Origin of the sequence: Nannocystis pusilla (assembly GCF_020073745.1) — a bacterium.
GTDB classification, from domain to species: Bacteria; Myxococcota_A; Polyangia; order Nannocystales; family Nannocystaceae; genus Nannocystis; species Nannocystis radixulma.
Map to the genome: position 1 here is coordinate 343129 of NZ_JAIRAU010000047.1, position 20717 is coordinate 363845.

Here is a 20717-nt window from a genome sequence, read left to right on the forward strand (position 1 = left end):
CGCCTTGATTCCTCATGATTCATGAGTGATCAAGGCCGGTGCCTCGCGCAGCGGTCCGCAGGCCTCATTGGTGAATCTGCAGCCTCGACCGCGCGAGACCGTCGTTCCGGCGCAGGAAGCACGCGATTCGTCGTCGCTGCCGATGGTGATCCACCGCAAGCTGTCGAGCTCGCTGGAAGACCACGGGTAGACGTCACATTTGTTCGACTCGCGCGATTCGACGCAACATCACACCATCGATTCCGCCCGCTCGAGACGCGACGAGGCGCGCACGTCGCCGTGCGCGCCGCGTCACTCGTACCTCGAGCCGTCGATCACATCGGCTGGACGCCGCAGTCGTCGACCTCGCTCGGGACGCAACCCTCGCAGTCCCAGCGGAAGTTGTCGAGCAGCGCCACCGTCGCGAGGATGTTGTCCTGCATGTCGGCGAGGAAGAAGCCGATCGTCACCTGGGCGCCGGGCTGCACGCCGCCCTTGGCGGTGAACCAGTCGGAGCAGGCGTGCTCCTCGAAGCCCGTGCCCTGCAGCTGCGGCTCGGCGTAGGTGTAGCCGGGGCCGAGGTAGTACGGGTGGAGCGCCGTGATCGTCAGCGGCAAACCGCTCGCCGGGTTGTTCGGGTCGGGGATGAAGGTGACGTTGCCGCTGTACGGATCGACCGGCGGGTCCGCGTTCGGATTGTCGGGCGTCGGATCGACCTGGTAGGCGATCAACATGTCGTTGAACGCGGTGTTGACGAAGCTCGGCCACTCCGCCGAGCAGAACACGAAGTCGAAGCTGTACCCGTAGGTCCCCTGCGGCACCGTGGTCTTGAACGTGAAGTAGATGCGGTCGTTCGGGTTGCCCTGACCCAGCATCCACTGCGCCTGCAGCGTGTCGGAGCAGTCCCTGTCGCCGTTCGGGACGCCGTTGTCACAACCGATGAACGGCGTGCCGCCGGCGCCGTTGTTGCTGCCGAACTGGACCTTGAACGGAGGCGGCAGCGCGTTGTCGTCGGAGTTGCTGTTCTCGCCGTTGCCGACCTGCGAATTGACGCCGTGGATGACGACGCCCTGGCCGTTCGGCGCGTTGATCGTACCGCTCGACAGCATGAGGAAGGCGCCGCCCTCGCGCGGGCTGTAGAGCAGCTGCGGCGGCGTGTTCGCGTCGTTGTCGTGATCGTACGTGTACGAGCCGAAGCCCTTGGCCACCTGCCAGGTGTTGGGCTGGGCCGCCGGGTCGAACACGAAGTCGGTCACCTGGATCGAGTTGTTCGGCTGATCGTTGCAGATGCCGATCGCCTTGAGCGCGTTGGTCTTGTCGTTCTTGTCGCTCAGGTTGATGTCCTGGTCGCAGTTGATGTAGTTGGCCGGCGCCTGGCACTGCGGCGGGAAGTACGTGGTGCAGTTGTTGAGGCAGTAGTCGTCGGGCCCGCCGTCGACCATGTTGCCGTCGTCGCACTCCTCGCCCTGCTCCTTGGTGCCGTTGCCGCACACCGCCGGCGTGAAGCTGCAATCGGGCTCGCAGCCGTCGTTCGGCTCCAAGTTGCCGTCGTCGCACGCCTCCGGCGCCTGGACCGCGCCGTCGCCACACACCTGCGTCGGCGTGGCCATGGTGCAGTCCGCGCTGCACTCGTCGCCGTCCTCGGTGTTGCCGTCGTCGCACGCCTCGCCGGCCTCGACGGTCATGTTGCCGCACACCGCCGACGCCACGCAGCCCGGCTCACAACCGTCGCCCGGGACGTCGTTGCCGTCGTCACACTCCTCGGCGCCCTCCTGCACGCCGTTGCCGCACTCCGGCGCCCCCTCGGTCACGCCCTGCGTGCCGTCCGAGGCCGTCGTCCCCGCCCCGGTCGTGGCCTGCGTGTCGCTCATGCCCATGCCGGTGGTCGGATGGTCGACGGTCGTCCCCGCCTCGCCCTCCGACCCAGGCCCGCCGGGCGTGGCGGTCACGCTCGAGCCCTCGGTATTGCCTTCCGAGGCCCCGGTGAGCTGACCGCCGTCGTCTCCGCAAGCGGTGAGAGAGGCAGCGCAGAACCCTGCAGTGAGGAGGCGAATGATCGGTCGAGTCATGGCGAAGGTATCCTTGAACGTGGTGGCGCGCCCTTCCAGGACGGGCACGCCGCTGCCGCAGCGGCGCGCGCGCGGAATGACGTGAATCAACCGGGCCACGATTTCGGACTTCGCCGCAGGATCAAGCGTCCACCGACCTGGTGCCTTCAAACCATGCCTGACGACGATCGTGGCAAATCTGCGCCCGCAGAGGCGCTGCCGCCGCGCGCCGCTCGTTCGCTACTCCAGCGACCGCGAACCTTCGATCCGGACAACAGAGGCGCAGACTCCGCCGCAGCTGCAGAGACTGCCATGAATCAACTTCATCGCCTGTCCTTCAGAACCTGTCCGAAGGGACCTGTCCACTTGTTGTCGTCACGCGCCCCCGCTGGCGAACGGCGGTCAGCCGCGCCGGACCGATCCCGCGCACACGCCTCAAGTCATCGACCGTGGAGTACGGTCTCCCTTCGATGATTCGCCGCGCGAGCTCGGGACCGATCCCGGGCATACTCTCGAGCTCGCTGGCCGACGCTCGATTGAGGTCGACAGGGACCGCGAGCGCCTCGAGATCGTCTCCTCGCATTCGCCCCCAGCCGAGCTCGCCAGGTCGCGGAGATCCGCCTGCGCACAATGATGCACGCACGATCGCGTCGCCGTGGTTCAGCACCCCGCTCGCCGTGGCGTCGCCGCACACGCTCGCGACGTCGCGCGGCGCCTCGTCGTCGCAGCGCAGCACGCCGTCGACCTCGACGGCGAATTCGCAGGCGACCCGCACCAGCAGCTCCGGCGCCGCCGGCCTCAGCCATGCCGCCAGCGCCACCGCGAGCGCGGCGATCAGCGCGAGCCCTGCCCCGACGCGCATCACCGCGACCGGCCTCAGGCGGCGCTGCTCGCCGGCCCCTCGTGCAGCCCGAACCCGGCGTGCAGCGCCCGCAGGGCCAGCTCGCCGTAGCGCTCGTGCACGATCACCGAGACCTTGATCTCCGAGGTCGAGACCATCTGGATGTTGATGTTCTCGCGCCCGAGGATCTCGAACGCCTTGGACGCCACGCCCGCGTGGGTGCGCATGCCGACGCCGACGATCGAGATCTTGCAGATGTCGGGGTCGCTGAGGATCTCCATCGGCCCGGCGCCCGGGAGGTCGAGGCTTCGCAGCCCGGCGACCGCCTTCTTGAGGTCGTTCTCCGGCACCGTGAAGGTGACGTCGGTCGACCCGCCGCGGCTCGCGTTCTGGATGATCATGTCGACGATGATGTCGGCCCCGGCGAGCACGCCGAAGATCGACGCGATCGTGCCCGGGACGTCCGGCACGTTGGTGAGGGTGACCTTGGCCTCGTTGCGGTCGAGGGCGACGCCGGTCACGACCGCGGACTCCAGACTCTTCTGCTCAGACACGATCCACGTCCCTTCGCTCTCGTTCAGGCTCGATCGCACGTGCACCGGCACGCCGAACTTCATGGCGAACTCGACGCTGCGGATCTGCAGCACCTTGGCGCCGAGGCTCGCCAGCTCGAGCATCTCCTCGTAGGTGATGCGGTGGATCTTGCGCGCGCGCGGCTCGATGCGCGGGTCGGTGGTGTAGACCCCGTCGACGTCGGTCAAGATCTCGCAGACATCGGCCTTCAGCGCCGCCGCCAGCGCGACCGCCGACGTGTCGGAGCCGCCGCGGCCGAGCGTGGTGATGTTGCCGGCCGCGTTCAACCCCTGAAAGCCGGCGCACACCACCACGTTGCCGGCGCTCAGCTCCTGGCGGATGCGCCCGTGGGAAAACCCGAGGATCCGCGCGTTGGTGTAGGTGGCGTCGGTCTGCAGGCCGATCTGGTGGCCGACCAGCGAGATGGACCGACCCCCCGCGTTCTGGATCGCCATCGCCAGCAGCGCGGCGCTGACGTTCTCGCCGGTGCTGACCAGCTGGTCGAGCTCGCGCTCGTGGGCCCGGTCGCCGGCCCGCTCGCTCGCCACGTACGGCCCCTTGCTGGTCAGCGTGACGTCGCCCTCGCTGGCGAGCTGGTTGGACAGACCGATCAGGCGATTGGTCTCGCCCGCCATCGCCGAGACGACGACCACGACGTCCTGACCCGTGCGCTGGGTCGCGAGGACCCGCTGCGCGACGTTGCGGATCCGCTCGAGCGTGGCGACCGACGAGCCGCCGAATTTCTGCACGATGAGCATGGCTTTCGATCGGGACGCGCGGTCCCGTGCGCGCATGCTGTACCTCAATTGCGGTGCAAGGGCACTAGTCTTTTCGCGACTTGAACAGCGGCAGCTGAAACAGCGCCTCGGGCGCCCCGCCGTCACGCCCGCTGCGGCGGCGCTGCGCCTCTTCCTCGAGGATCGTCTTGATCGCCCCGCGACAGCTGCCGCACCCGGTGCCCGCCTCGCAGGCGTCGCCAACATCTTCGACGCTGCGGGCCCCCTGGCGCACGCAGGCGACCACCTCGTGCTCGAAGACCGTGTTGCACTGGCACAGCAGCACCCGCACCCCTCCGGGATACCGCAGCGACCGCCGCCCGTCGACGCCCCGCCGCGAGCGCGGGCGCACGCGCGCACCGCCGCGCGCGCCGCAAGCTGACTATTCGGACATGTCTCTCAAGACATGGCTATTCGGCCAGCGCGGCGAGGTAGTCGGCGACGGCCCGCGCGAGCCCGACGAACAGCGCGTGGCTGATGAGCGCGTGGCCGATCGAGGCCTCGTCGAGGTGCGGCAGGCGGCTGAACAGCGGCAGGTTGTCGAGGTCGAGGTCGTGACCGGCGTTGACGCCGAGCCCGAGCGAGTGCGCCAGCTCGGCCGCGGCGGCGAACTGCGCCAGCGAGGCCGCGCCCGCGCCGGCCGCGAAGGCCCGCGCGTACGGCTCGGTGTACAGCTCGATGCGCTGCGCGCCGACGTCGGCGGCCCAGCGCACCGCGGCGGGGTCGGCCTCGATGAACAGCGAGACCCGCACCCCGAGCTTGTGCAGCCGGGCCACGACCGCCCCGAGCTCGGCGCGCGAGGTGTCGGGCGGCCACCCGGCCTGGCTCGTGATCTCGCCCGGCCGCACCGGCACGAGGGTGCACTGGTGCGGCCGCAGCTCCTCGACCATCGCCAGCAGGTCGGGCCGCGGGTCGCCCTCGATGTTGAACTCGACGCGATCGCGCAGCGGCGCCAGCTCGGCCGCGATCGCCCGCGCGTCGGCGGCCCGGATGTGGCGCTCGTCGGCCCGCGGGTGCACGGTGATGCCCGGCGCGCCGGCCGCGACGATCGTCCGCACCGCCTCGATCACGCTCGGGACGTCGCCGCCGCGGGCGTTGCGGAGGGTGGCGACCTTGTTGACGTTGACGCTGAGGCGGGCGGCCATGCCGCGCGGATAGCATCGGCGCCCGCGCTTGTCACCTGGCGAGTGTCGCGGGCGCGATGTTCGATCTCTCGCCTCGCGCCGGATCCGCCCACCGCCGGGCGCGAGGCAGGCGCCGGCACACGGAAGGCTCGCCGAACTCGCCGTCCCTGGCTCATGCGGGCCCGACGGGGCGCAAAACGAGGCGACGAGCGCCCGGAAGTCCGCGCGCCCTGGCCGGACCCGTTGAAGCCGCCGGCGCCGGGCACTAGTACAGCCGACCCGAAGTTCTCCATGGGTTCCTGCGAGCTGCTCCGTCCTGGATCTAACTGGATCCATCGCGAAGGCGATACAGGCGGCGGAATAGACGAGGCGCGAAAACGATCTCGTCGATGTGTCGGGCCCGCGAGCGCAACGGCTTCGTGTGGCGCCTTCGGTCCGTGAGGAGTTGAAGGTGCTCGCTCGGAGTGGGCGCGCCGAGGCACGCCTCGTCCTTCGGGCGAAGCTCGTGCTGCTCGCCGCCGAGGGGCACTCAAACCAGGATATTGCGCGCAGCTTGGGTTGCCACGTGGATACGGTGAGAGTGTGGCGTGGGCGGTTCGCGCGTGATGGGCGGGTCGTGACGCTCGAGGATCGCCCTCGAAGTGGGCGACCTGCTCGGATATCGCCGGCGGCACGCTGCGAGCTCATCAAGCTCGCCTGTGACAAGCCTGCCAACCACGGCCTGCAGACGCGTACGACGTGGACGTACGCGACGTTGGCGAGGCGCCTGCTTCATGAGACAGGTATTGGCCTCAGCGTATCTGAGGTGGGGCGAATCCTCCGCAACGAGGACTTCCGGCCGCACAAGATGAGGCTCTGGCTACACAGCCCCGATCCCGACTTCTGCCGCAAAGTTCAGCGCATCTGCGACCTCTACCATCATCCTCCCGACGGAGCTCACGTGCTCTGCGTGGACGAGAAGACCGGCATGCAGGCGCTCGGACGGAGATTCCCCAGCAAGCTCCCCGCACCCGGTCGCGCGGGCCGTTTCGAGTTCGAATACGTCCGCCGCGGCACGTCGTCGCTGATCGCAGCCTTCGACGTCCGCACCGGCCGGGTTCTGGGTGAGTGCAAGCCGCAGCGGCGGGCCGAGGATCTCGTGGGCTTCATGGAAGCCCTCGCCCGCAACTATCCCACCGGCCAGGTCTACATCGTCTGGGACAACCTCAACATCCACTATGACGGCTCGGACAACCGTTGGGTCCGCTTCAACCAGCGCCACGGCGACCGCTTCCACTTCGTGTACACGCCGATTCACGCCTCGTGGATCAACCAGATAGAGATCTGGTTCTCGCTGCTGCAGCGCCGTGTCCTTCGCTGCCGACTTTCCCTGCGCCGGTGCCTTGCCCCGCGCCGTGATGGCCTTCATCCGCCGCTGGAACCGCGACGAAGCCCACCCGTTCAACTGGACCTTTCGTGGCCACTTCGTCCAAACTCAGCGGCATCACGCCGCATGAGCCGCCCACGCACCAGCCGCAACACCGCTGCGAAAACGGACGATGATGCTCGCGCTGTCGAGCAGTTCCTGCGCCAATACCAGGGCCTCGCACACATCCGCGTCCGGCATCGCGCCCCTCTCATCACCCTCGAGTCCGGCCCCGCCGACGATCCGGTCCTGCACGCGCGCCTGCGCCGCCTCGCTGCCAACTTGTGGCAACTCGAGATGGCTACCCACACCGGGCGCTGGGAACCAACCCCCTTCCGCGCCTCCCGCGACGAGCTGCTCGAGCTGCTCCTCGGTAACTTCGGCTGGACCCTCTCTGAGAGGGCCTAGCAACCCCTGGAGAACTTCGGGCCGGGTGTACTAGGCTGAGGCGTGCCGTCTGCGTCCGCGCCCGCCATCGCCGTCGTCGGCGCGGGCTTCTGCGGCGTCGCCCTCGCCTACCACCTCGCGCGCTCGCCCGTCCGCCCGCGCGTGACCGTGATCGACGCGCGCGGCGAGTTCGGTCCCGGCCTGGCCTATCGGACAGCCGACCCACGCCACCTGCTCAACACCCCCGCGGGGCGGATGAGCGCCCTCCCCGACGACCCGGAGCACTTCGTCCGCTGGGCCCGCGCCGGCGACCCCGGCGTGAGCGGGGGCAGCTTCCTGCCGCGCGGCCGATACGGCGATTACCTGCGCGCGCTGCTGGCCGCCGGCGGCGAGGCCATCACATGTCTCACGGGGCAGGTCGTCGACGCCCGCCCCCCCGCGGTCGACCGACCCGCCGCGCTCGCCCTGGCCGACGGCACCCGCGTCACCGCCGACCACGTCGTCCTCGCCCTCGGCAACTTCGCGCCGCGCCTGCCCGCGGGCCTCGGCGAGCCGGTGCGCGCCGAGCCGCGCTACGTCCACGACCCGTGGTCGGCCCCGGCCCTGGCGCCCGCGCCCGACGCGAGTGTGCTGGTCTTCGGGACAGGTCTGTCCGCGCTCGACCTCGCGCTCGGCCTGGACGGCGCCGGCCACCGCGGCCCGATCCACCTGCTGTCGCGCCACGGCCTGCTGCCGCACGCCCACCGCGCCCCGGGGCGGCCGCCCGAGCCGCACCCGCCGGCGATCGAGCGCTGGCCGGCGACCGCGCGCGGGGCCCTGCACGCGCTGCGGGCCGCGGTGCGCGAGGAGGCGGCCCGCGGCGGCGACTGGCGCGACGTCGTCGCCGACCTGCGCCCGGTGACGCAGGCGATCTGGCGCCGCTGGCCCGCTGGCGAGCGCGAGCGCTTCGTCCGCCACCTGCGCGTGTACTGGGAGATCCACCGCCACCGCGCCGCCCCGGCCACCGCCGCCGCGATCGCCGCCCTGCGCGCGTCGGGCCGCCTGCAGGTCCACGCCGGCCGGCTCGAAGATCTGTCTCTCGGGACAGACTCGATCCTGGCGACGATCCGGCCGCGCGGCGGCGGACCCTGCCGCCACCTGCGCATCGACGCCATGCTCAACGCGACCGGTCCGGCGACCGATCCCCGCGCCGCCGGCGATCCCTTGCTCGACCGCCTGATGGCGCGCGGCCTGCTGGTGCCCGACCCGCTCGGCGCCGCGGTCGACGACGACGGCGCCCTGCTCGACGCCGAGGGTCGCGCCTCGACCTGGCTGCACGCCCTCGGCAGCCTGCGCCGGCCGCAGCTGTGGGAGACGACCGCCGTGCTCGAGCTGGCCCCGCAGTGCCAGGCCCTGGCCGGCCGCCTGCTGGCGTAGCACCGCGGGCCGGGAGCTTCGCAGGATCTCTCGATACAAAAGTGTCCCTTCAGACAGCTCAATCGACCTGTCTCTCGGGTCCGATAAACCTGTCTCTCCGGGCATCTGTCCCTTCGGGCAGCTCACTCGACATGTCCCTCGGGCCCGATGACATGTCTCTCCGCACACCTGTCCATTCGGACAGATTAATCGAACTTCCCCCGGGACACGTCTCTCCGCGCCGGCCTCACTCGCCCGGCTCGGGCTCCTCCGCCGCGGCCGTCCCGGCGCGCAGCTGCTGCAGGCGCGCCCACGCGGTCGCCTCCCACCCGCGCGGCCCCGGGTGGGCGTAGCGCTGGCCGCGGAGCGCCTCGGGCAGGTAGCTCTCGTTGCCCGGGACCACCCCGCCCGCGAAGTCGTGCGGGTACTTGTAGCCGACCCCGTACTGGGCCTCGCGCATCAGCGGCGTCACGGCGTTGCGGACCGCCAGCGGCACCTCGAGGCTCCCCGCGCGCAGCACGTCCTTGCGCGCGTTCGCGTAGGCCGTCAGCGCGGTGTTGCTCTTCGGCGCCAGGGCCAGGAACAGGGCGGCCTGCGTCAGCGGCAGCACGGCCTCGGGCATGCCGATCTGGTGGGCGGCCTGCGCGGCGGCCACGGCCACCTGCAGCGCCTGCGGTTCGGCGTTGCCGACGTCTTCGGCGGCGAAGATCACGATCCGCCGGGCCACGAAGTCGACGTCCTCGCCCGCCTCGAGCATGCGCGCCAGCCAGTACACCGCGGCGTCGGCGTCGCTGGCCCGCATGCTCTTGATGAAGGCCGAGACGACGTTGTAGTGCTCCTCGCCGGCCTTGTCGTAGCGCAGGGAACGGCCGCCGACGGCCTGCTGCGCGACCTCGCGGGTCAGCCGCGTCTCGCCCTCGGGCACCAGGTCGACCGCCAGCTCGAGCGCCCCGAGCGCCCGCCGGGCGTCGCCCTGCGCGGTGTGGGCGATCGCCGCCAGCAGCCCGTCCTCGGCCTCGAGCTTGCGCGCGCCCAGGCCGCGCTCCTCGTCGGTGAGCGCGCGGCGCAGCAGCGCCACCAGGTCGCGGACCTCGATCGGCCGCAGCTGCAGCACCCGCACCCGGCTCAGCAGCGCCGCGTTGACCTCGAAGCTCGGGTTCTCCGTGGTCGCCCCGACCAGCGCGCACGCCCCCGCCTCGAGGTGCGGCAGGAGAATGTCCTGCTGCGCCTTGTTGAAGCGGTGGATCTCGTCGACGAACAGCAGCGTCCCGCGACCCTCGTGCGACCTCCGCCGGCGCGCGGCCTCGACCACCTCGCGCAGCTCGCGGGCCCCCGCCGAGGTGGCCGACAGCACGCAGAACGCGCTCTTGGTGTGCTCGGCCAACAGCCGCGCCAGCGTCGTCTTGCCCGTGCCCGGCGGCCCCCACAAGATCAGGCTCGGCACCCGCCCGGTGTCGGCGATCCGCCGCAGGATCTTCCCCGGCCCGAGCAGGTGCGTCTGCCCGACCACCTCGTCGAGGCGGCGCGGCCGCATGCGCTCGGCCAGCGGCACCAGCGAGGGGTCGCGCTGCCAGGCGCGCTCGAAGAGGTCGTCGCTCGCGTGGGACTGCACGGTGCGTGGTAGCCTACCAGGCGTGACGCGCCGCGCCGCTCCTTCTGCGCCCGCCAGCGACCGCCCGCGGCCGGGCTCGCTCGCCGCCTCGCGCCGCGGGCTGCTCCTCGCCGTCGCCGTCGCCGCCGCCGCCGGGCCGGCCTGCGACGAGAAGTTCCAGTCGTTCCTGCGCAACGCCTCCGACCGCCACGTCGAGCGCGAGAAGAAGAAGGAAGCCGACGCCGTCCGCCTGGCCACCGAGGAGGCCGTGATCTCGCCGCCGGTGCGCGCCGCGATCGCCCTCGTCCGCGCCAGCGACTACGACTTCGTGTCGGTCACTTCCGACGGCACGCGCAAGCGCTACAGCGGCTTCGACTTCGCCGGCATGCTCGAGACCAAGACGCGCTGGCTCGGCCGCGGCCTCGAAGGCCTGTCGACCTGGCTCGACCAGATCGGCGGCCGCACCTTCTTCGGCGGCCGCTCTTACCTCGTCCGCCTGCCCGACGGCCGCGAGCTCAACTTCCGCAGCTGGCTCGAGGCCGAGATCGCGGCCCTCCCGACCGCACTGCCCGCCACTGAACCACCGCCATGACCGCAAAGACAGGAATCATCCTCGCCGGCCTGCTCGGCTTCCTCGGCGTCGCCGCCGGAGCGTTCGGCGCCCACGGCCTGCGCGACCGCGTCAGCCCCCGCGACCTCGAGATCTGGCACACGGGCGCGCACTACCAGCAACTGCACGCCGTCGTCCTCCTGGCCGTCGCGCTGTGGGCCCTGTCGCTGCAGGCCCGCGGCGAGGCGACCGGCCTCCACGGCGTGGCGATGTCGCTGTTCGTCGCCGGCATCGCGGTGTTCTCCGGCACGCTCTACGCGATCACGCTCGGCGGCCCGCGGGTGCTCGGCGCGGTCACGCCGCTGGGCGGGCTGTGCCTGCTCGCGGGCTGGCTGACGATCATCGTGCTCGGGCTGCGCCAGGTCGCTCCCTGAGGGCCGCGAGGTCCTCTGTGCGATCGAAGGCGCGCGAAGTCTGGCGTTCGAGGGCGCGGGACCCGGAAGACCTGGGTGACGGCGGGCGAGCTCTCGCGTTCGCAGGCGCGGGGCCCGGAAGACCTGGGTGACGGCGGACACGGAGCGGCGGAACGGGTCCCTCGCGGACGGCGGGCCCCTCCCAGTTCACGTGCTCGGCGCCCTTGCCTGCGAACGGCGTCCGGCTGAGCTCGACGACTGTCGCGTGCACCACGGACGATGGCGCCTGCGCGCGGTGAACTGCGGCTCCGTCCCGCCTGCGTCCCATTCCGCCGCTCCGTGCCCGCCTGCGACGAGCGTCGCCGGCCCCGCTCGTCGCCGCGCGGGGAATCAATCCACCTGCGGCGAGCGGCAGGCATCGGATGTCTCTCTGGACATATTTTTCGGGACATGCCCGGAGAGACACGAGTCGCGGCGAGGGCTCAATCGACCCCGCAGTAGCGCAGCGCGCAGCTCGGTGGGGTCGGCAGACGGTACATGACGAACGGCCCGCAGTTCTGCACGGCGATCGGGGCCTTGAAGTGACAGGTCTCGCCTTCCCAGTGGAAGCAGACCTCGCGGGCGACCACCCCGTCGGCCTCCGAGGGCTCCTGTCCGTTGAGCCAGCCGGGCGCGTGGGTCCCGCACGAGAACATCGGCGGCGCGGTGGTCGGCATGCGCGAGCCCGCCGAGCCGACGAAGCGCGACCACTTGCCCTCCGGCGGCAGAGCGAGGTCGCACTCGACCTCCTCGATCTGCGACGCCACGTTGCGGCCCGGCTGCGGCAGCGCCACCGCCTGACTGCACTCGCCGGGCAGGTCCTCGGTCAGGCAGGCGTTGCAGCCGTCGCCCGCGGTCTGGTTGCCGTCGTCGCACAGCTCGCCCTCGGCCGCCTGCAGCACGCTGTCGCCGCAGCGGGGCGCGAGCGCCGAGCAGCCGGGCGCGCAGCCCTCGTAGCTGTTGTCGTTGATCTTGTCGTCGCACACCTCGGCGCCGGCGCGCACGAACCCGTCGCCGCAGAACGCCTGCTTGCACGTCGACGGGCAGTCGTCGGTGTCGCTCGAGTTGCCGTCGTCGCACTCCTCGCCGTCCTCGACCACCCCGTTGCCGCAGTCGCTCGGCGGCGAGGTCGTCACGGTGATGGTCGTCACCGTGAAGGTCTCGGTCGGGAAGGTCGTGAAGGTCGGGTCCGTGAAAGTCGGGTCCGTGATGGTGACGGTCGGCTCGATCGTGTCGGTCGGCTCGATCGTCGTCGGTGGGTCGATCGTCGTCGACGGATCGATCGTCGTCGGCGGCAGCGTGTCGGTGACCGTCGTCGGCAGCGTGTCGGTGACCGTGTCGGTAAGCGTATCGGTGATGGAGGTGGAGAGCGTGTCCGTGGTGTCGATCTTGATCGCGAAGCAGCCCGCGGCGAGGTGCGCAAAAACAATCACCCACGTCTCCAACCGCCATCGTCTACAAGCGAGTAACATAGGCTTTCAAAGTTACTCGCGCGCCCCGTACCCGTGCAAGGCCGACCCGTCGCTCAGGCGCGCCCGGGGTCTTCGTCACGCGATCGCGCGCGATCGGTGGCGACACCGCTGCGGCTTTTCGGAGTCAGTTGACAGCCGGCGGGCCGTGGCGCATCGAGGCCTGAATGACGAGGCACACGCACCGCCCATGGTTCGGGGTCGCGCTCGGGCTCGTGTGGTTGGCCGGCTGTCCGAGCAGTCCGACGGCCAACGACACCGACTCCGACGCGGTCACGACTGGTAACACGATGTCGTCGCCGACCGGCGTGCCCACCGAGGGCACCGGAGACACCGACGAGCCGACCGCCGGCGACCCGACCGAGGGCGACGCGGTCGACCCCGGGCGTGTCACCGTCCACCGCCTCAACCGCACCGAGTACAACAACACGGTCAAGGACCTCCTCGGCACCGCGCAGCGGCCCGCCGACAGCTTCCCGGCCGACGACTTCGGGCTCGGGTTCGACAACATCTCCGACGTCCTCAGCACCTCGCCGCTGCAGGCCGAGCTCTATGAGCGGGCCGCCGAAGGTCTGATCCTCGAGGCGATGAAGATCCCGATCACCGACCCCGGCACCTGGCAGATCGAGGCCGAGGACGCGCTCGCCTCGGTCGGCGGCGCCACCAGCGGGGGCTGGAACCTCTACAGCAACGGCGAGGTGTACCAGACCATCGAGCTGCCCTACGACGGCCAGTACAAGTTCAGCGCCCGCGTCTGGGGCCAGCAGGCCGGCCCCGACCTGCCGCACATGAACCTCACCGTCGATCAGGCCCCGGTGGCGATGTTCGACGTCGAGGCGGTGCAGAACGGCGCCCAGGTCTACGAGATCACGATCGACGCCACCGCCGGCGTGCACAAGTTCGCGGTCGAGTTCACCAACGACTACTACGACGAGCCGAACATGGCCGACCGCAACCTGATCGTCGACTGGTTCAAGGTCGAGGGTCCGATCGACCTGGTGCAGGGCGACAACCCGCTGCGCACGCGGATCATGATCTGCGACCCGGACACCGACGGCGAGGAGGTCTGTCTGCGCCAGATCTTGAGCGCCTTCACCGAGCGCGCGTGGCGACGCCCGGTCACCGGCGCCGAGCTCGACGCGCTGATGCAGTTCGTCGCCGACGCCAAGGCGGCGGGCGACACCTGGGAGGCCGGCCTCCGCGTCGCCCTGCAGGCCGTGATGGTCTCGCCGTACTTCGTCTACCGCGTCGAGCTCGACCCGGCGCCGACCGACCTGACGCCGCACCCGCTCACCGACTTCGAGCTGGCCTCGCGCCTGTCCTACTTCCTGTGGAGCAGCATGCCCGACGACGAGCTGTTCGCGGCGGCCAGGGCCGGCGCGCTGCAGGACCCCGTCGAGCTCGAGGCCCAGGCCCGGCGCATGCTCGCCGACGACCGCGCCCGCGCGCTGATCGACAACTTCGCCGGGCAGTGGTGGCTCATCCGCAACATCGCCGTCGCGTTCAAGGACGTCGCCATGTACCCGCAGTGGAACGACGCCATGCGCGAGTCGATGCGCACCGAGATGAAGCTGTTCGCCGAGACCTTCTTCTCCGCCGACCGCGACTTCCTCGACATGCTGACCGCCACCGACACCCACGTCGACGCCACCCTCGCCGCCCACTACGGCATCGAGGGCCAGTTCGGGCCCGAGTTCGCCGAGGTCGACTTCGGCGAGCTGCCGTTCCAGGGCATCCTCAACAAGGCCGGCCTGATGACGGTGCTCTCGCACGCCGACCACACCTCGCCGGTCAAGCGCGGCAAGTGGGTGCTCGAGAGCCTGCTGTGTCAATCGCCGCCGCCGCCGCCGCCGGGCGTCGACACCAAGCTGAACCCGATCGAGGGCAAGACGCAGCGCGAGATCCTCGAGGCCCACCGCGACAAGCCCGAGTGCATCGGCTGCCACGTCACCATGGACCCGCTCGGCTTCGCCCTCGAGCACTACGACCCGCTGGGCGCCTGGCGCGACCTCGACAACGGCCTCCCGATCGACGCCACCGGCACCCTGCCCAACGGCACGCCGTTCGCAGACGGCCTCGAGATGCAGGCGTTGATCGCCGCCGAGCCCGACTTCCTGGCCTGCGTCGCCCGCAAGACCTTCATCTACGCCCTCGGGCGCGCCGTCGGGATCAAGGACACTCCGTACCTCGACGACATCACGACCGACTTCTCGGCCGAGGACCGTCGCTTCTCCGACCTCGTCGTCTCGCTCGTCACGAGCGACGTGTTCCGCATGCGCCGCGGCGACCCCGCGATGTGACCACCACCCCAACTTCCCGGAGACATCACGATGCCGCGTCGTTTTTCACTCTCGCGCCGTACCCTCCTGGGCGGGGCCGGTGCCCTGATCGCCCTGCCCTGGCTCGAGGCCATGGCGCCCGCCGGACGGCGGGCTCGCGCGGAGGAGCCCATGGGCCCGCCGCTGCGCGCCCTCTTCTACTACCTCCCCAACGGGATCCACATGCAGTCGTACACGCCCGCGACCGAGGGCCCGGGCTTCGAGATCACGCCGATCCTCTCGCCGCTCGTCGACCCGCAGGCGATGGTCGACCTCAAGGGCGACATCCTGGTCCTGACCGGCCTGCAGAACCTGCCCGCAAAGCCAGAAGGCCCGGGCGACCACGCCGGCGGCACGTCGGCGTTCCTCACCTGCACGCACGTCACCAAGTCCGAGACCGACATCAACAACGACATCTCGATCGACCAGGTGATCGCCAACGCGATCGGCGACGCCACGCCGCACCGCTCGCTGCAGTTCGGCACCGCCAACGGCGCGACCATGGGCAACTGCGACAGCGGCTACAGCTGCGCCTACACCAGCAACATCTCGTGGGCCGACGCCAAGACCCCGCTGCCCAAGCTGTACGACCCGCAGGTCATCTTCGACCTGCTGTTCTCCGGCTTCGACCCCGAGGCGACCGCCGAGGAGCAGGCCAAGCGGCGCGCCAACCGGATCAGCGTCATCGACTACGCCACCGGCCAGGTCGAGTCGCTGCAGACCAAGCTCGGCAAGACCGACCGCGACAAGCTCGACCAGTACCTCACCGGCCTGCGCGACCTCGAGAAGCGCCTCACCGCCGAGAACACCGAGGCGGTGTGCTCGCTGCCGGCGATGTTCTCGGGCGCCTACCCCGACTTCACCACCCACGTCGACCTCATGACCGAGCTGATGGTGCTGGCCTTCCAGTGCGACCAGACCCGCATCATCACGTTCATGCTCGAGAACGCCGGCAGCTACCGCGACTACTCGTTCATCGGCGCCCAGGGGGCGCACCACGAGATCTCGCACCACATGGACAACCCGGACAACTTCGCCAAGCTCGAGATCATCGATCGCTGGGAGATGGTCCAGTTCGCCAAGCTGCTGCAGAAGCTCAAGACCTCCCCCGAGGGCGACGGCACGCTGCTCGACAACTGCGTGGTGTTCCTGTCGTCCGAGATCAGCGACGGCAACGCCCACAACCACACCAACCTGCCGGTGCTGCTGGCGGGCCGCGCCCAGGGCCAGCTGACGCCCGGACGCCACGTGAAGTACGGCGACAACCCGCCCCTCGCCAACCTGTTCGTCTCGATCGCCGAGATGTTCGACGTGCCCATGGCCGGCTTCGGCGACGACGGCACCGGCGCGCTGCCGAACCTCAAGGTGTGAGCGCTCCGAGCGTGTACTTTTGAACATGCTCGAAGGAGCATGCCCTCGTGGGCATGCTCCTTTGAACATGCCCCCGCAGACAGCTACGGCTCGGCGAGCTCGCGCCGCGCGACGTTGCCGATCTGTCCGGCCAGCTCCTCGAGGCGGGCGTGGTCGGGGCCCTCGAGCATGACGCGCAGGCTGGCCTCGGTGCCGGAGTAGCGGACCAGCACGCGGCCGTCGTCGCCGAGCTCGGCCTCGGCCGCGCGCACGGCGGCGCCGAGCTGCGGCAGGAGGTCGAGCGGGACCTTGCGCGCGACCGGGATCGCGCGCAGCAGCTGCGGGTAGCGCGTCATCACCGACGCGAGGTCGGCCAGCGCGCGGCCGCTGCGCCGCATGATCGCCAGCACCTGCAGCGCGGCCACCATGCCGTCGCCGGTGGTCCCGTGATCGAGGAAGACGACGTGGCCCGACTGCTCGCCGCCGAGGTTGTAGGCGCCCTGGACCATCGCCTCGACCACGTAGCGATCGCCGACCGGGGTGCGCACGACGCCGATCCCGTGGCCGGCGAGGCAGCGCGCCAGGCCCATGTTCGACATCACCGTCGCCACCACCGCGGCCCCGCGCAGGGCCTGGCGCGCGTGCATGTCGAGCGCGCAGATCGCCAGGATCGCGTCGCCGTCGACGACCGCGCCGCGCGCGTCGCTGAAGACCACGCGGTCGGCGTCGCCGTCGAGCGCGATGCCGAGGTCGGCCCCGTGCTCGACCACCGCGCGGCACATCGCCTGCGGGTGCACCGCGCCGCAGGCGTCGTTGATGTTGACGCCGTCGGGGCCGGCGCCGATCGCGATCACCGTCGCGCCGAGCTCGCGCAGGACCGTGGGCGCGACCTTGTAGGCGGCCCCGTGGGCGCAGTCGACGACGATCTTGAGACCGTCGAGCTCGAGCGACGACGGGAAGCTGTGCTTGAGGTGCGTCAGGTAGCGGCCGGCCGCGTCGTCGATGCGCGCCGCCTTGCCGATGTCGCGCCCGCGCGCGACCCGTTCGTCGAGCGCGCCCGGCTGCATCAGCTGCTCGAGGTGCGCCTCGACGTCGTCGGGCAGCTTGAAGCCGTCGGCCGCGAACAGCTTGATGCCGTTGTCGGCGAACGGGTTGTGACTGGCGGAGATCACGACGCCGGCGTCGGCGCGCATCGAGCGGGTGATGTAGGCGATGCCCGGGGTCGGCAGCGGCCCGACGAGCAGCACCTCGGCCCCCATCGCGCACACGCCGGCCGCCAGCGCCGTCTCGAACATGTAGCCGGACAGCCGCGTGTCCTTGCCGATGACGACGCTGCCGCGTCGACCGAAGTGCGCCGCGACGGCCATGCCCAGCCGCAACGCGACATCAGGGGTCATCGGCGGGACACCCGCGGGTCCGCGGATCCCGTCGGTGCCGAACAACCGACGCTCGTTCGCCATGCGCCCTTATTAGTGGCCGCGACTGGCGCCGTCCAGCGGCTTTTCGGCGGGCGGCGGCGGCAGGATGATGCGCTCCTGAGCTGGCTCCAAGGTCAGGTTGGCCCGCAGCGCCGGCGGGACGGCCTCGGACAGGCTCAGATCGACCTGCACCGCCCCGGACGGCGCGTCCTCCTGCGGCTTTTGCAGCTGCACGGTCGAGACCACCGCGCTCGGGATCGCGTCGATCTGGCGCAGCGACGGCACCGGCCCGCGCACCACCGCCGCGACCTTGAGCGGCGCGCCGTACGGCGGTTCCTGGTCGACGGGCCAGGTCAGCGGGACCTCGTAGCGGCGCTCGCTGACCTTGGGCCGGATCGCCACCGACACGGTGACCTTCGGCACCTCGCCCGGGGCCACGCCCGTGTACTCCGCGCCCTCGCGCAGCTGGCCGAGCCCGACCACCATCTCGACGTCCGCCGTGGCGCCGCTGACATCGATCGGATCGGTGTTGAGGTTGGCCAGCTCGCCGACGATCTTGCTGCCGCCGTGGACGCGCCAGCGCGGCGGGTCGACGCGCGTCCCGGTGTGCTCGTAGTCGGGGTGGACCAGCCCGCGCACCGCGGCGCTGATCAGCACCGCGCGCTCGATCACCGGGTCGAAGCGGAGGTCGACCTTCTCGTAGTCCATGCCGCGGAAGATCACCCCGGGCGGCATCACGATGGTCGCCGGGTCGAGCTCGAGCGGCCCCGGCCGCGCGCCCGCGAGGTCGAGCTGGGCGCTGCCGAGGTCGTGGCCCGACAGGCGGTTCATCCGCGCCCACGAGCCGTGCAGCTCGACCGTCACCGTCTCCGGCAGCTTCGTCATCAGCACGCGCCGCGGGTCGGTGTTGACCTTGAGCGGGATCGTGAAGCGCCGCGTGACGTCGTCGCGGGTGAAGATGAAGAACCCGCTGGCGATGAGCAGCGCCGTCAGCTTGGTGAGCAGGTGGTTGAACAGCGCCCCGTAGAGCCACCGCAGCGCGCGCGTCACCCCTCACCTCCCTTGCGCGACAGCGGCGTGAAGTCGGTGACCGACGGCGAGTGGAGGAAGTCGTTGTCGTTCCACTTCTCGTCGGCCGGCGCCGCCCCCTCCTTGCCGCGCCGCCGCACCGCCGTCATGTCGGACGCGCTCTCGCTGGCCTTGCGCAGGTCCATGTAGCTGCGCGCCGCGCCCTTGGCGACCGCGAGGCTCTCGCTCGGCGGCGCCTGGCGCGACGCCTCGGCCCGCGGTTGCTCGAGCCAGCGGGAGATCCGGGCCTCGAGCTGCTCGGGCGTCAGCGGGTCGGAGATGGCGCCGCGGTGGACCATGCGGATCTCGCCGCGCTCCTCGCTGAGCACGATGACCAGCGCGTCGCTCTCCTCGCTGACGCCGATGGCGCCGCGGTGACGGGTGCCGAACGCCGGGTCGAGCCGGTCGCGCTGGGTGAGCGGGCAGATCACGCCGGCGCGGGCGATCCGCAGGTTCTGGATCAGCACGGCGCCGTCGTGCGTGAGGTTGATCGAGTACGGGATGAGGAGCGCGACCAGGGTGTCCGCGTGCAACGAGGCGTCGATCTCGCGGCCGCGGTCGCTGACGACGTCGAGCACGTCGATCTCGCCCTGCAGGATGAACAGCGCGCCGAGGCGGGCGCGGCTGAGCCGCTCGACCGCCACCACCAGCTCGCTGACGGCGCTGCGGGCCGCGTCGCGGTGGCCCTGCGGCAGGAGGCGCTGGCCCATGTGCAGCAGGATCCGCCGCAGCTCCTGGTGGAACACGACGATGAGGATGATGATGACGTACTCGAGGAAGTAGCGGACCAGCGCCGCGACCGCGACCATGTCGAGCGCGCTCGCGGCCGCCGCGACGCCGCCGAACACCGCGACCGACAGCAGCACCGGCACCGCCCGCGTGCCCTGGAGCAGGCGCAGCGCGGCGTAGACCAGGATCAGCAGGATCCCGAAGTCGAGCCCGTCGCGCCACGTGAGCGCCTCGATGAAGTCCCGCGGCGTCACCATCGCGCTCGCTCGACCTCCTCCGCCTCGCGGCGGGCCGCGGTCGACGCCCGGCGGATCGCCCACGCGACCCGCAGCGCCTCGGCCGTGGGCGCCACGTCGTGCACGCGCACGATCGCCGCGCCGCCGAGCGCCGCCATCACCGCCGCGGTGACGCTACCGATCAGGCGCTCCTCGACGGGCCGCGGCTTGCCGCCGAGGACGCCGAGGAACGCCTTGCGACTGGCGCCGATGACCACGGGGCAACCTGTCTCTCGCATCAGGTAGTCGGCCGCGCCGACGAGCGCCGCGCTGTGCTCGGCCGTCTTGCCGAAGCCGATGCCGGGGTCGACGGCGATCCGATCGGCGGCCACGCCGGCGCGCAGCGCCAGCTCGACCGCGCGGCCGAGCTCCGCCGCGATCTCGGGCAGCACCCGCTCGAAGCGGATGTCGTGCATCATCGTCGCCGGCTCGCCGCGGAGGTGGCCGATCACGAGGCCCGCGCCGGTGTCGGCGGCGACGCGCGCCATCTCGGGATCGGCGAGCCCGCTGACGTCGTTGATGATCGCCGCGCCGGCCGCCATCGCTGCGGCAGCGACTGTCGCGCGGCGCGTGTCGACGCTGATCGGCGCGCCCGCCAGCTCCGGATCGGCGACGAGGCCGCGGATCACCGGCAGCACGCGGCGCAGCTCGACGTCGGGCGCCACCGCGGTCGCGCCCGGTCGCGTCGACTCGCCGCCGACGTCGAGGACATCGGCGCCCTGCTGGCGATACGTGCGACAAAGCCTGGCGGCCACGCTGACGCTCGCGTCGTCGGTCTCGGGCGCGAGCAGGTTGCCGCCGTCGAAGAAGCTGTCCGGCGTGACGTTGACGATCGCCATCACCCGCGGTGCATTCACGTCGAGCGCACCGCGGGCGTGCACCCACGCGGGCGCCGGCGCGGGCTCGGGCCGCGCGCCGTCGTCACGGGCGAAGGCGCGGTCGGCGGCGAAGGACATCGCCGCCATGGTA

General features: G+C 71.1%; 18 protein-coding genes. 7 read left to right on the plus strand and 11 right to left on the minus strand.

Features of this window, described 5'->3' with window-relative positions; genetic code table 11:
- The first annotated feature begins 25 nt into the window (after positions 1-25).
- Complete coding sequence (locus K7C98_RS34540) at positions 26-190, plus strand: hypothetical protein (protein WP_224196107.1); 165 nt, start codon at positions 26-28, stop codon at positions 188-190.
- Positions 191-314: 124 nt separating this feature from the next.
- On the opposite strand, the gene K7C98_RS34545 is transcribed toward K7C98_RS34540, so the two are convergent.
- The 5 genes from K7C98_RS34545 to K7C98_RS34565 form a co-directional block, all read right to left on the minus strand.
- Positions 315-1928: a DUF4215 domain-containing protein gene (locus K7C98_RS34545; protein ID WP_224196108.1), complete on the minus strand. Its 1614-nt coding sequence runs from the start codon at positions 1926-1928 to the stop codon at positions 315-317.
- 436 nt (positions 1929-2364) lie between these two features.
- A complete protein-coding gene (locus tag K7C98_RS34550) occupies positions 2365-2889 on the minus strand; it encodes a ComEA family DNA-binding protein (RefSeq protein WP_224196109.1) in 525 nt (174 codons plus the stop codon).
- A gap of 14 nt (positions 2890-2903) precedes the next feature.
- A complete protein-coding gene (locus tag K7C98_RS34555) occupies positions 2904-4199 on the minus strand; it encodes an aspartate kinase (protein ID WP_224196110.1) in 1296 nt (431 codons plus the stop codon).
- Positions 4200-4263: 64 nt separating this feature from the next.
- A complete protein-coding gene (locus K7C98_RS34560) occupies positions 4264-4509 on the minus strand; it encodes a (2Fe-2S)-binding protein (RefSeq protein WP_224196111.1) in 246 nt (81 codons plus the stop codon).
- Between the two features lie 118 nt (positions 4510-4627).
- Positions 4628-5362 carry a pyridoxine 5'-phosphate synthase gene (locus tag K7C98_RS34565; RefSeq protein ID WP_224196112.1) on the minus strand — a complete coding sequence of 245 codons (735 nt, stop codon included), beginning with the start codon at positions 5360-5362 and terminating at the stop codon, positions 4628-4630.
- Between the two features lie 484 nt (positions 5363-5846).
- On the opposite strand from K7C98_RS34565, the gene K7C98_RS34570 reads away from it, so the two are divergent.
- Both K7C98_RS34570 and K7C98_RS34575 read left to right on the plus strand, forming a co-directional pair.
- On the plus strand, positions 5847-7154 hold the full coding sequence (locus K7C98_RS34570; protein ID WP_346660326.1) for an IS630 family transposase: 1308 nt from the start codon (positions 5847-5849) through the stop codon (positions 7152-7154).
- 42 nt (positions 7155-7196) lie between these two features.
- Positions 7197-8549 (plus strand): FAD/NAD(P)-binding protein, encoded by a 1353-nt coding sequence (locus K7C98_RS34575; protein ID WP_224196113.1) that lies wholly within the window; start codon positions 7197-7199, stop codon positions 8547-8549.
- Positions 8550-8775: 226 nt separating this feature from the next.
- On the opposite strand, the gene K7C98_RS34580 is transcribed toward K7C98_RS34575, so the two are convergent.
- Positions 8776-10062 carry a replication-associated recombination protein A gene (locus tag K7C98_RS34580; RefSeq protein WP_263430106.1) on the minus strand — a complete coding sequence of 429 codons (1287 nt, stop codon included), beginning with the start codon at positions 10060-10062 and terminating at the stop codon, positions 8776-8778.
- A gap of 100 nt (positions 10063-10162) precedes the next feature.
- On the opposite strand from K7C98_RS34580, the gene K7C98_RS34585 reads away from it, so the two are divergent.
- Both K7C98_RS34585 and K7C98_RS34590 read left to right on the plus strand, forming a co-directional pair.
- On the plus strand, positions 10163-10711 hold the full coding sequence (locus K7C98_RS34585) for a hypothetical protein (protein ID WP_224196115.1): 549 nt from the start codon (positions 10163-10165) through the stop codon (positions 10709-10711).
- Complete coding sequence (locus tag K7C98_RS34590; RefSeq protein ID WP_224196116.1) at positions 10708-11103, plus strand: DUF423 domain-containing protein; 396 nt, start codon at positions 10708-10710, stop codon at positions 11101-11103. Before K7C98_RS34585 ends, K7C98_RS34590 begins: the two co-directional genes overlap by 4 nt.
- Positions 11104-11564: 461 nt before the next feature.
- On the opposite strand, the gene K7C98_RS34595 is transcribed toward K7C98_RS34590, so the two are convergent.
- Positions 11565-12566 carry a DUF4215 domain-containing protein gene (locus tag K7C98_RS34595; protein WP_224196117.1) on the minus strand — a complete coding sequence of 334 codons (1002 nt, stop codon included), beginning with the start codon at positions 12564-12566 and terminating at the stop codon, positions 11565-11567.
- 191 nt (positions 12567-12757) lie between these two features.
- Here K7C98_RS34595 and K7C98_RS34600 point away from each other — a divergent pair, with 191 nt between their 5' ends.
- Both K7C98_RS34600 and K7C98_RS34605 read left to right on the plus strand, forming a co-directional pair.
- Positions 12758-14890 carry a DUF1592 domain-containing protein gene (locus K7C98_RS34600; protein WP_224196118.1) on the plus strand — a complete coding sequence of 711 codons (2133 nt, stop codon included), beginning with the start codon at positions 12758-12760 and terminating at the stop codon, positions 14888-14890.
- A 150-nt stretch (positions 14891-15040) separates the two neighbouring features.
- Entirely contained in the window at positions 15041-16279 is a 1239-nt protein-coding gene (locus tag K7C98_RS34605) for a DUF1552 domain-containing protein (RefSeq protein WP_224196119.1), read from the plus strand.
- 83 nt (positions 16280-16362) lie between these two features.
- Here K7C98_RS34605 and glmM read toward each other — a convergent pair whose 3' ends face one another.
- From glmM to folP, 4 genes are read right to left on the minus strand one after another with little or no spacing between them, the layout of a single operon-like run.
- Positions 16363-17718: a phosphoglucosamine mutase gene (gene glmM / locus K7C98_RS34610; RefSeq protein WP_224196120.1), complete on the minus strand. Its 1356-nt coding sequence runs from the start codon at positions 17716-17718 to the stop codon at positions 16363-16365.
- Between the two features lie 9 nt (positions 17719-17727).
- Positions 17728-18726 carry a CdaR family protein gene (locus tag K7C98_RS34615; RefSeq protein ID WP_224196121.1) on the minus strand — a complete coding sequence of 333 codons (999 nt, stop codon included), beginning with the start codon at positions 18724-18726 and terminating at the stop codon, positions 17728-17730.
- Positions 18723-19730 carry a diadenylate cyclase gene (locus K7C98_RS34620; protein ID WP_224196122.1) on the minus strand — a complete coding sequence of 336 codons (1008 nt, stop codon included), beginning with the start codon at positions 19728-19730 and terminating at the stop codon, positions 18723-18725. Before K7C98_RS34620 ends, K7C98_RS34615 begins: the two co-directional genes overlap by 4 nt.
- Complete coding sequence (gene folP, locus K7C98_RS34625) at positions 19724-20704, minus strand: dihydropteroate synthase (protein ID WP_224196123.1); 981 nt, start codon at positions 20702-20704, stop codon at positions 19724-19726. The genes K7C98_RS34620 and folP overlap by 7 nt, the downstream gene beginning before the upstream one ends.
- Positions 20705-20717 lie beyond the last annotated feature (13 nt).